Annotated in this window: 11 protein-coding genes; 6 read left to right on the top strand and 5 right to left on the bottom strand. The window is 73.8% G+C overall.

The features are described 5' to 3' along the window. Both ACWDYJ_RS29965 and ACWDYJ_RS29960 read right to left on the bottom strand, forming a co-directional pair. A partial coding sequence (locus ACWDYJ_RS29965) for an amylo-alpha-1,6-glucosidase (protein WP_451568720.1) occupies nt 1-1,327 on the bottom strand: 1,327 nt, incomplete at its 3' end. Between the two features lie 116 nt (nt 1,328-1,443). Beyond that, nucleotides 1,444-2,019: a hypothetical protein gene (locus ACWDYJ_RS29960; RefSeq protein WP_451568719.1), complete on the bottom strand. Its 576-nt coding sequence runs from the start codon at nt 2,017-2,019 to the stop codon at nt 1,444-1,446. A gap of 212 nt (nt 2,020-2,231) precedes the next feature. Here ACWDYJ_RS29960 and ACWDYJ_RS29955 point away from each other — a divergent pair, with 212 nt between their 5' ends. Then, nucleotides 2,232-2,795: a hemerythrin domain-containing protein gene (locus ACWDYJ_RS29955; RefSeq protein ID WP_451568718.1), complete on the top strand. Its 564-nt coding sequence runs from the start codon at nt 2,232-2,234 to the stop codon at nt 2,793-2,795. 70 nt (nt 2,796-2,865) lie between these two features. Here ACWDYJ_RS29955 and ACWDYJ_RS29950 read toward each other — a convergent pair whose 3' ends face one another. The 3 genes from ACWDYJ_RS29950 to ACWDYJ_RS29940 form a co-directional block, all read right to left on the bottom strand. Next, on the bottom strand, nt 2,866-4,464 hold the full coding sequence (locus tag ACWDYJ_RS29950; RefSeq protein ID WP_451568717.1) for a phytoene desaturase family protein: 1,599 nt from the start codon (nt 4,462-4,464) through the stop codon (nt 2,866-2,868). After that, nucleotides 4,451-4,975, bottom strand: coding sequence for an SRPBCC family protein (locus ACWDYJ_RS29945; RefSeq protein WP_451568716.1), 525 nt, complete (start codon nt 4,973-4,975; stop codon nt 4,451-4,453). Before ACWDYJ_RS29945 ends, ACWDYJ_RS29950 begins: the two co-directional genes overlap by 14 nt. Nucleotides 4,976-5,044: 69 nt before the next feature. Continuing rightward, a complete protein-coding gene (locus tag ACWDYJ_RS29940; RefSeq protein ID WP_451568715.1) occupies nt 5,045-6,055 on the bottom strand; it encodes an SDR family NAD(P)-dependent oxidoreductase in 1,011 nt (336 codons plus the stop codon). Between the two features lie 165 nt (nt 6,056-6,220). Here ACWDYJ_RS29940 and ACWDYJ_RS29935 point away from each other — a divergent pair, with 165 nt between their 5' ends. The 5 genes from ACWDYJ_RS29935 (at nt 6,221) to ACWDYJ_RS29915 (ending at nt 10,396) form a co-directional block, all read left to right on the top strand. Continuing rightward, nucleotides 6,221-6,697, top strand: coding sequence for a DUF5709 domain-containing protein (locus ACWDYJ_RS29935; RefSeq protein WP_451568714.1), 477 nt, complete (start codon nt 6,221-6,223; stop codon nt 6,695-6,697). Between the two features lie 270 nt (nt 6,698-6,967). After that, entirely contained in the window at nt 6,968-7,396 is a 429-nt protein-coding gene (locus ACWDYJ_RS29930) for a hypothetical protein (protein WP_451568713.1), read from the top strand. A 173-nt stretch (nt 7,397-7,569) separates the two neighbouring features. Continuing rightward, complete coding sequence (locus ACWDYJ_RS29925; protein WP_451568712.1) at nt 7,570-7,896, top strand: hypothetical protein; 327 nt, start codon at nt 7,570-7,572, stop codon at nt 7,894-7,896. A gap of 83 nt (nt 7,897-7,979) precedes the next feature. Continuing rightward, nucleotides 7,980-9,086 (top strand): PLP-dependent cysteine synthase family protein, encoded by a 1,107-nt coding sequence (locus tag ACWDYJ_RS29920; RefSeq protein ID WP_451568711.1) that lies wholly within the window; start codon nt 7,980-7,982, stop codon nt 9,084-9,086. Continuing rightward, nucleotides 9,083-10,396: an MFS transporter gene (locus ACWDYJ_RS29915; protein ID WP_451568710.1), complete on the top strand. Its 1,314-nt coding sequence runs from the start codon at nt 9,083-9,085 to the stop codon at nt 10,394-10,396. The genes ACWDYJ_RS29920 and ACWDYJ_RS29915 overlap by 4 nt, the downstream gene beginning before the upstream one ends. The last annotated feature ends 181 nt before the right edge of the window (nt 10,397-10,577 follow it).

Genomic DNA, 10,577 nt, shown 5'->3' with positions numbered 1-10,577 from the left:
CGCACAGGGCGATGGGCGGCTCGGCCAGGCGGCCGTCGGCGAAGTTGACGCCGTCGAAGGAGTCCTTCCAGCCCTGGTTGAGCAGGCCGTCCTCCTTCATCCGCTGATACTCGACGAAACCGTCGCCGTCCCGGTCCCCGTACTTCTCGATCCACTCCAGCGCCCGGTCCGCGTGCGGGAGCAGCGCCTCCACCGCCTCGGGCGCGATTCCCCAGCGCCGCAGCTCGCCCAGCATGACCACGAACAGCGGCGTCGCGTCCGCCGTGCCGTAGTAGACGCTGCCGCCACCACGGGCCAGCGGGAAGTCCAGGCCGAAGCGGGTCTCGTGGAGGATCCGGCCGGGCTGTTCCTCGGTGCTCGGGTCGGTGGTGCTGCCCTGCGCGCGGGCGAGGGTCTGCAGGGTGCCGAGGGCCAGCGTCGGGTCCAGCGGGAGCGCCATGTACGAGGACAGCAGCGAGTCGCGGCCGAAGAGCGCCATGAACCAGGGTGCGCCTGCGGCGACCGCCACGTTCTCCGGGTGCTCGGGGTCGAAGATGCGCAGCGCGCCGAGGTCCTCCAGGCTCCGCCGCAGGGTCCGGTACAGCTCCGGATCCTCGATCTCGGCGACGTGCGGGGCGGCCTCGCGCCAGGCCCGCATGCGCAGGGCTGCCGAGGACTCGCCCACCTCGGACCCCGCCGGGAAGGTACCGGCGATGCGCCGGCCGTCGACACTGGGCTGGACCAGGACGGTCGTACGCCACTCGCCGCGCGGCTCCAGCTCGACCTGGAAGTCGAGGCGGTCCGGGCCCGCCCGGGCGCCCGCCGCCTCGATCCGTACGCCGCGGTGTGCGCTGCCGAGGTGGAAGGCGATGCTCAGGGCGGAGTCCTCGGGCGTGGAGGAGGTCTCCCCCCGGGACCGCACACGGCTCTCCTTCACCTGGAAGAGGTCGGCGAAGTCGGCGCCGATCCGCAGGGACAGCGTCGCCGACACCGGCAGGCTGCCGAGATTGCGCAGGTGCAGATCCTCACGCATGCCTTCGCCGACGTAGCGCCTGCGTTCCAGGAGCAGTTCGGTCTGCGAGCCGCGGGGTGGGACGCGGGAGACGAAGGTGGTGCTGTACGGGTCGCGGGACAGGACCGTGAGCTGTTGCGGAGTCCGGCCGTCCACGCGCAGGTGCCAGTCGGAGATGATGCGGGTGTCCCGGAAGAACAGCCCTTGGGGCAACTCCCCGTCCATGTCGCCCGTGGTGCCCGAAACACAGAACGTCGGCCCTTCGACCAAGGTCACCGTGGGGGCCGTGTGCACCGCAGGCTCGTTCTCGACGATCGTGTCGAATCCCTCGCTCATGCTTCCTCCCATGGGCAGCGGCACGGCGCACGGCGGCGTGGGTTCTTCACAGGGCCGTTACCCAGGCATCCGAGCCGTACGCGCGCACCGACCCGGGGGAGGGGCGGGGGCGGGAGTCAGCCCGTCGGCGCGGTCCCCGTCCTGATCCGGTCCAGCAGGCCCGCGTGGTGCAGCTCGGCTATGGGAGCGAGGAAGTCCGGGTGGCGCAGCAGGGTGCTCGCCTGCCGGTCGTGTTCCGCGGGGTCGAGCAGGCGGCGGAAGGAGACGGGCACAGCGCCCACGTGCACCGTCCCGGTGAGCGCCTCCGTGGCCGCGGACGCCAGGGGCGGAGCGCTCAGCAGGCAGGCCGCCCAGCTGGCGACGACTTCGTCGACCCACGTGCGCCACGCGTCGCCCCGGGCGTCAGCGTCCGCCGGGGCGTCGGCGTCCCTGCCGGTGTGCGTGTCCTCGCCGGAGGCGGCGTCCGCGCCGGTGATCCAGTCGAGCCGTCCCGAGCCGCCCGGTCCCGTCAGCGCGACCAGCGCCACATCGAGTTCGGTCGGGTAGCGCAGCCATGCCGCGACGGTCACGGCCTGCCGGGCCTGCGCCTCGGCGAGGCTGCGCTCGAGGGCGCCCGCGCCGGAGGGGTAGGCGCGGGTGAGCCACTGGGTGGTCGCCGCTATCAGCGGGGACAGGGAGAAGTCTGCGGGCACGGCGGGCCATCCGGAGGGTGCGCGGAGCGGGGTAGATGCACCGTAACCGCCGGATCGCCCGAAATGGAATGGCGTACGCCGCGACCGGGCCGTGGGATGACCCACACGGGACGACACGCTGGGCCGTCGACAATCCCCTCTCTCGTCGGGGGACCGCGCTTTATTTGGACATGTCCGGATCGTCCTGATCATCCCGATCGAGGAGACATGTCATGGGGCACGGCGGCGACGTCATCGCAGAGCTGACCACCGACCACGAGGAAGTAGAGGAACTCTTCACCAACATCCAGGAACTGCCGTCAGGGGACCCGCGCCGCAAGCTCTACGCGGACCAGGCGACCATGGAGCTGGTCCGCCACTCCGTCGCGGAGGAGTCCTACCTGTACCCGGCGGTACGCGAGCACCTGCCCAACGGTGACGCCATCGCGGACAAGGAGCTGCGCGACCACGCCGCCGCCGAGCGGACCATGAAGGATCTGGAGAGCTGCCAGCCCGACGACCCCCGGTTCGACGTGCTCATCACCAAGCTCATGGCGGAGATCCGCGAGCACGTGGCCGACGAGGAGGACAACCTCTTCCCCCAGATGCGGACCGCGTGTCCGCCCGAAGCCCTCAACGAGCTCGGCGACAAGGTGCGTCAGGCCAAGAAGATGGCTCCGACCCGCCCTCACCCGTCCGCCCCGGACAAGCCCCCGGCCAATAAGATCCTCGCCCCCGGCGTCGGTCTCGTCGACCGGATGCGCGACGCGCTGAGCGGTCGCGGCAAGGAATCCTGAACGGCTTCCCGTGACCCGGCCCGGGACCGGCGCGGACCGGGTCCCGGCCGGGTCACCTCCGGCGTGCTCGTCAGCGGCGGAGCCGCGACGGGCGCGGGGAGCGCAGGGAAGGCAGGGAGCGCAGGGCCGTGTGCGCGGCGTTGGCTCCCGGGGCTCCGTGGACTCCCCCGCCGGGATGTGCGGTGGCGGAGGCCAGGTAGAGCCCGCGCACGGGCGTCGTGGGGCGGCCCGTGCCGGGGACCGGGCGCAAGAGCAGCTGCTGGTGCAGGTTGGTCGTGCCCTGGTTGACCGCGCCGCCGGTCAGCGCGGGGTTGAGCCGTTCCAGCTCGGGCGGGGACAGCACCCGCCGGGCGAGGACCGTCGAGCCGAAACCGGGCGCGAGGCGCTCGATCCGGGCCTCCACCCGCGCGGCGACCGCGTCCTTCTCCCGCTCGTCCCAGAGCCCCGTGATGCCGTCCTCCCCGGCGTCACCGGCGATCTCCTGCGGGACGTGGGTGTAGGCCCAGGCGGATTCCGTTCCGGACGGCGAGCGGCTCGGGTCGGCCGTGGTCATCTGGCCGAGGACGAGGAACGGCACGTCGGGCACCCTGTTCATGGCCAGCTGGGCCCCGAACCGGGTCAGGTCGTCCATCCCGTCCGCCACGTGAACGGTTCCGGCGCCGTGCGCGCCCCGCGCACTCCAGGGAATGGGGCGCGAGAGCGCCCAGTCGATCTTGACGGTCGCGAAGTCCCACTGGAAGCACCGCAGATCGGCCCGCAGCCGTGGCGGCAGGTGGTGCGCGCCGACGAGGCGCTGGTACAGCAGCGGAGCGGGTACGTCGGCCAGCACGGCCCGGCGTACGGAAATCTCGGCGCCGTCCTCGGTCCGTACCGCGACGGCCCGCCCGCCCCGGACCACCACGCGGGTCGCGGCCCGTCCGCAGCGCAGGACCCCGCCGCGGGCCTGGAAGCGCCGCACGAGCGCCGCGGTGAGCTCCCCGGCGCCACCGACGGGCACGGGGAAGCCGTACGCCTGCCCGAGCATGCACATCAGCCAGCCGAAGCCGCCGCCGAGGGCGGATTCCGGTCCGAGGTCGGCGTGCAGCGCGTTGCCCGCGACCAGGAGCCGGCCGCCCTCTCCGGCGAACCGCTCCTCCCCGAACCGGCGCGCGGGCAGCAGCATCGTGCGTGCGAGGCGCAGCCCTCCGGCGGGGCCCAGCCGGGCCGCGAGGCGCAGCCCGGCCCGGACCGGGGGGAACGGCGTGAACAGGCTCGCGGTCAGGTCGTCGCCGATGTGCTGCCAGAGGCGCCAGAGGTGCTCCCAGGCGGCGCCGTCACCGGGAGCGAACCGCCCCAGTGACGCGGCCGTCTCGTGCGGATCGTGGGCGAGGACCGCGCAGCGCCCGCCGGGCAGGGGGTGGGCGACGGTGACGGGGGCCTGGCTCCAGCGCAGCCCCTCGGCTTCCAGTCGGAGCCCCCGGATGACCGGGGAGGCGGCGGCGAGCGGGTAGAACGCGCTGAAGGTGTCGTGGACGAAGTCGGGGTGGACGGCGCGGTCGCTGCGGACCGCGCCTCCCGGCTCGTCCCGGGCCTCCACGACGACGACGTACCAGCCGGCGTCGGCCAGGAGGTTGGCCGCCACCAGGCCGTTCGGACCGGCGCCGATGACGACCGCGTCAGGCGTGGCCATGGCCATGGCCACGGGACCCGGCCCGCTCGGACTCCCCGGAGGCGTCTTCGGGCGCTTCCCCGGCCCCTTCCCCGGCCCCTTCCCCGGTCTCGACCACGCGGGCGAGCCGCGTCAGCATGCCGCGGTGCCGCAGCTGGAGGACGGCCTCGAACACGCTGTTGTGCAGCGCCCCGGCCGGTCCTCGCAGGGGATGCTCGTCCACGATGACGAGGGTGCCCTCGCCCCAGGCCTTCACCTCGATGGCGATCCGGGCGCTGCCCGCCCTGTCGGCCTTGGCCTCGAGCTCCAGGCGGTGCGGGGGTTCCAGGACGCGGACGGTCGTCCGGCCTTCGTACGCCCACGGTCCGAGCTTCAGCCGGTACCCCAGCGAGGACCCGACGCGGGGCCAGCCCCCGTCCTCCTCCCAGGAGGCCTGGGTGCCCACGACCCAGTCGGCGTACCGGTCGCCGTCGCAGAGGACCGCCCACACCTCACTCGGCGGGCGGTCGATGAGCCGGTGCTGCACTGCCATGACGGTCTCCCTGTCAGCGCTCCTGCCCTCGCGGGCCGTCTGCCCGGCGGCTACCCAGGGCGGGGCCGCTCACTCCGCCGGCCGGCGGCGTACGGCCGCCCGTACGGCCGCCCGTACCGCGAGCGCCGCCGCGCAGCCCGCGCCGACCAGGGCCGTGCCCCGCCGCAGCGCCGTACGCGGGCCGCTGCCGCGCCCTCCGCGCACGGCCGCGCTCGGCCCGGACGGCACGTACAGCGTGCCGGTGGTCTGCGGTGCGGTACCGGGCTCCGCCAGGTAGGCCCGCTCGGTGCGCAGCGTGATGGCGCCTCGGGTGAGGCCGGGGGCGAGGGCGTAGGCGACCGTCAGGGAGCGGGCGTACGGGCCGGCCGGTATCCGGGGCCTCGGACGCCGGACCGCGCCGATGACGGCGCGTGCGACCCGCTCGGGCGTGGCGAGCGGTGGCAGGGAGCGGACATGGCGGCCCGTGTGGTTGGCGGCGTGGCGGAAGAAGGGCGTGTCGACTCCCACCGGCAGCACGGTGCACACCTTGATGCCGTGCGCCGCCGGGGACAGGGAGATCTCCTCGCGCAGTACCTCGTCGAAGGTGATCACGGCCGCCTTGGACATCGCGTAGGCCGACATGTACGGCGCCTGGACCACGCCGCCCAGCATGGAGGAGACGTCGACGATCAGGCCGTGGCCCTGGGACCGCATCACCGTGAGGGCGGCGCGTGCCCCGTGGACGGTGCCCATGACGTTCACGTCGAACAGGCGGCGCAGGTCGGCGGGGGGTGTCCGGTCGATCCGGCCCAGGATGCCCACGCCCGCCGCGTTCACCCAGACGTCGACACGGCCGTACCGGGAAACGGCCGCCGCGGCGAGCGCGTCCACGGCCGCGGCGTCGCTGACGTCGACGGGGACGGCGAAGCCCTCCGCCAGGCGGTGCGCGGCCGTGCACTGGGCGGCCACCTGGTCCAGCGCCTCCTGGCTGCGCGCGGCCAGGACGACCCGGGCCCCGCACCGGGCGAAGGCGAGCGCGGTGGCACGGCCGATTCCGCTGGACGCCCCGGTGACCACGACGACGAGCTCTCGCATCCTCATGCCGCTGCTCCTCATGCGCTGCTCCCCATGCCGCTTCTCCCATGTCACCGGGCGTCTGACCGGGATCGCGGGCTCCATGCCCCGCCTGTTTAGCGCCGGTCCAGGAGGAAAGCCGCACATCAGGACGTACAGGCAACGCAGGCATACGGACCCATGGAGCGCCTGATGAGTGAAGGCCAGATGGCAGACGACGCGTATCAGCCGACGGGAACCAACGAGGAGCAGGAGGACGCGGCGCCGCTGGACCTCCAGAACGCGGTGGACGAGCGGACGTACGACGACATGCTGGACGAGGGTTACTCGCCTCCGGAGAGGCCGCTGGGCGTCACCAAGCACGGTACGACGGCCGCGGAGCGACTGGAGGGCCAGTCCTTGGACGAGCGGCTGTCCCAGGAGGTCCCGGACGTGGCGGAGCCCGCCGGGGACGGTCTCGGAGACCTGCCGAACGGGGCCGGGGAACCGGTGGCCGACGCCGAGGCGGGCACGGCTCGCGCCGGGCGCCTGGTGGCTCCCGACGAGGGTGCGCACACCGATACGACGAAGGAACTCGTCGCCTCCGACGAGGGCATCGACGGCGGGGCCGCGAGCGCCGAGGAGGCGGCGATGCACGTATTCGAGGAGGAGGAGCCGGACATCCCTTAGGCCCGGTCCCGGCGCCCGGCGCCCGGCCAGGAAGAACATGCCGCAGCTCGGAGCGGGAGAGCGCCGCGCACGTCGGCGGTCCGGGCCCGCGGCCAGGACGAGCCTCTCGCGTGTGGTCCGCCTCCAGATCAACGGCCGCGTCCACGGCGAGACCTGGTTCACGCCGGACTGCCGAGAGGACCGCTGAGAACGCTGAGAACGCTGAGAACGCTCCCGACATTGACCGGATCCAGCGCACCGGCGGCGCGGGGCGAACACTAAGATCACGGCATGGTCACAGCCCGCCCGCCCCGTGCGCCGCGGGCCCGCGCTTCGGCGGGTCTGCTGCGCCTGCTCGGGCTGACCGTGCTGCTGCTGGGGATCCTCCACACGCACGGCGCCGACCCGCAGAGCATCGCCGGCCACGCGAACCCGGGGGCGCCGTCCGCCTCCGCCCTGACGGACGGCGGCGGCAGGGGCGCGGGCGCGGCCATACCGGCCGCCGCCCCCTTCGACCGGCACGAGTCCCATCACCCGGCGCACGAGTGCGTCCCCAGGCCGCCACGGCCCGGGGCCGCGGTGGAGGCGCCTCTTGCCGTGCCGGCCGCCGTCGCGCGGTACGCCGCGCAGAGCTGTCCGGACCGTGCGGCCCGTGACAGGGCCGCTTCGGCCGGGCCCGCGCCGACGCGGACGACCGCCTCAGCCGTTCTCCAGGTGTAGGTGACGCGGGATTTCGTCATACCCGCGATCTCCTGCCGCACGGAGGAACTGTGCAACGCCCTTCCCGCCCACTCCCACACCCACGCCGACGCCCTTCCCGCCCATGCCCGGCGCACCCGGGCTCGTCCTGGGCCCGTGCCCTGCTCGTCGCCGTCCTGGGCGCGCTCCTGCTCGTGTCCGTCCACTGCTCCACCTCCCTCCTGGGCGAAGGCCCCCGGCACGGCGCGTCCTTCACCGCCCCGGCCACCGGACCCGAGCCGGACGGGCCCGGACATCCCCGTCAGGAGCACGGCTCCGCCTGCGCCTCCCCCGGCCTGACCCCCAAGGCGCCCGGTGGGACCCACCTCGACGCGGACGCGGCGGGGACGCTCACGCTCACCGCCGCGGCCGACCAGCCGTCGGCGGCCACCGCCCCGTCCGCACCGCCCTGTGCGGACGGGGCGCCGATACCCCGGTCCGGCCGGTCCACGCTGACCAGCGTGTGCCGATGGCGCATCTAGGCCGCTCGCTCACAGCCGTGCACCACGGCTGACACGCGCATCCGAGCGACTCCCTGACGCACCATCGAGCGAGAGCGGAACCCATGCATCCCTTTTCGACCACCGACGTCACACCTCCGGCCCGCACCACCCTGTCCGGCCTGGTCGGCAACACTCCCCTACTGCGCGTGTCGGAACCCCTGTCCCCGGCCGGGCGCGGATTCTGGGCGAAGCTGGAGGGCTTCAACCCCGGCGGCATCAAGGACCGTCCCGGCCTGCACATGGTCGAACGCGCCCGCGCCCGCGGCGACCTGAAGCCGGGGGCCCGGATCATCGAGTCGACCAGCGGCACCCTCGGCCTCGGTCTGGCCCTGGCCGGCATGGTCCACGGACATCCGGTCACCCTCGTCACCGACCCGGGCCTGGAGACCTCCATGACCAGGCTGCTGACGGCCTACGGGGCCCAGGTCAACGTCGTCGCCGAACCGCACCCCACGGGCGGCTGGCAGCAGTCCCGCCGTGACCGCGTCACGCAGCTGATGGCGCGGCACCCCGGCTCCTGGTGCCCCGACCAGTACAACAATCCCGACAACACCACCGCCTACACCCCGCTGGCGTTCGAACTGGCCACCGAACTCGGGCACATCGACGTGCTGGTGTGCAGCGTGGGCACCGGTGGGCACTCGGCCGGCGTCTCGCGGGCCCTGCGACGGCTCCACCCCGGCCTGAGGCTGGTGGGAGTGGACACCGTCGGCTCCACGATCTTCGGCCAGCCCGCCCGGACCCGGCTGATGCGCGGCCTCGGATCGAGCATCTACCCGCGGAACGTCGCCTACGAGCAGTTCTCCGAGGTGCACTGGGTCGCCCCGGCCGAGGCCGTGTGGGCCTGCCGCCAGCTGGCCGCGTCCCACTACGCCACCGGAGGATGGAGCGTCGGCGCGGTCGCCCTCGTGGCCGGCTGGCTGGCCCGCACCCTGCCCGACGGCGTCCGTATCGCCGCGATCTTCCCCGACGGGCCGCAGCGCTACCTGAGCACCGTGTACGACGACGACTACTGCGCCGCCCACGGTCTCCTCGACTCCCCTCCCGCCGAGGAACCCGACGTGATCGGCCGCCTGGACGAGAAGGAGGTCAGCCGCTGGACCCGCTGCACCGCCGTGGTCGACCCGCTCACCCTGAGCGGCGCGGCGCGCGGGGAGCGGGCCCGATGAAGGGCACCCTGGCGCAGGTCCGCTCGTACGAACGCAGCGTCCAGCTCCTGATGGTGAACCAGTTCAGCATCAACCTGGGCTTCTACATGCTCATGCCCTACCTGGCCACGCACCTGGCCGGGCCGCTGGGGCTGGCCGGCTGGACGGTCGGGCTGATCCTCGGCGTACGCAACTTCAGTCAGCAGGGCATGTTCCTCATCGGCGGGACGCTGGCCGACCGCTACGGCTACAAGCCCATGATCATCGCCGGGCTGGTGCTGCGCATCGCCGGGTTCGCCACCCTCGGGCTGGTCGACTCCGTGCCCGCCCTGTTCGCCGCCTCGGCCGCGACCGGGCTGGCCGGAGCCCTGTTCAACCCTGCCACCCGGGCGTACCTGGCCGCGGACGCGGGTGAGCGCCGCGTCGAGGCCTTCGCCCTGTTCAACGTCTTCTACCAGGCCGGCATCCTGCTGGGCCCCCTGGTGGGCATGGTGCTGACGGGGGTCGACTTCCGCGTGACCTGCCTGGTGGCGGCCGGCATCTTCGCGCTGCTGAGCGTCGTACAGATCCGCGCCCTGCCGGCGCGCCGGGGCAACGACGCGAACGACGGGAAGGACGGGATGGGCGACCGGTCCGAGGGCGTGCTCACCCAGTGGCGCGGCATCCTGGCCAACCGCCCGTTCCTGCTCTTCTCCGTGGCCATGATCGGCTCGTACGTCATGACCTTCCAGGTCTACCTGGCCCTCCCGCTGGAAGTCCGGCGACTGGGCGGCGAGGGCCGGTTCGCCGCAGCCGCGGTGGCGGCACTGTTCGCCGTCTCGGGACTGAGCACGATCCTCTTCCAGACCCGGGTGACCGCCTGGTGCAAGGCCCGTACGGAGCCGGGCCGCGCGCTCACCTGGGGGCTGCTGACCATGGCCGTCGCCTTCGTGCCGCTGCTGGCGGCCACGACGGTGCCCGTGCCGGACTCCGGACCGGTCCGGTGGCTGCTGGCCGCCGTACCGCCCACGCTGTCCGCCCTGCTGCTGGCGCTGGGCACGATGATCGCCTACCCGTTCGAGATGGACACCATCGTCCGGCTCAGCGGCGACCGGCTGGTGGCCACCCACTACGGCCTGTACAACACCATCTGCGGCGTCGGCATCGCGCTCGGCAACCTCCTCACCGGGGCGGCGCTGGACGCGGCGCGCGCCGCCGGAGTGCCGGCGCTGCCGTGGCTGGCGCTGCTCCTGCTCGGCCTGGGCTGCGCGGCCGCCCTGTACGGCCTCCACCGCACCGGCCGCCTCGCACCGCCCGTACGCGGCGCCGAACCGGAGGCCGCGACGGTCTGACCGCCCGCCCCATGCCGGCGGCCGGCCCTCTCGAGGGGAGGGCCGGCCCTCGGGTCAGGGGCAGCCGATGCGGGTGTCGCCCGATGTCGTTGCCGCTGAGGCCGAGCCCGGCGCGTAGGTCCTGGCCGGGCAGCCCGGGGCGCCCGTCCCGGGCCCCGGTTCGGCGGCACGTCCGCGTGGG

It is taken from the genome of Streptomyces sp. NPDC003042 (genome assembly GCF_053591315.1).
Note: the sequence above shows the minus strand (reverse complement) of the source record. Positions and strands in the feature narration are given on the sequence as shown.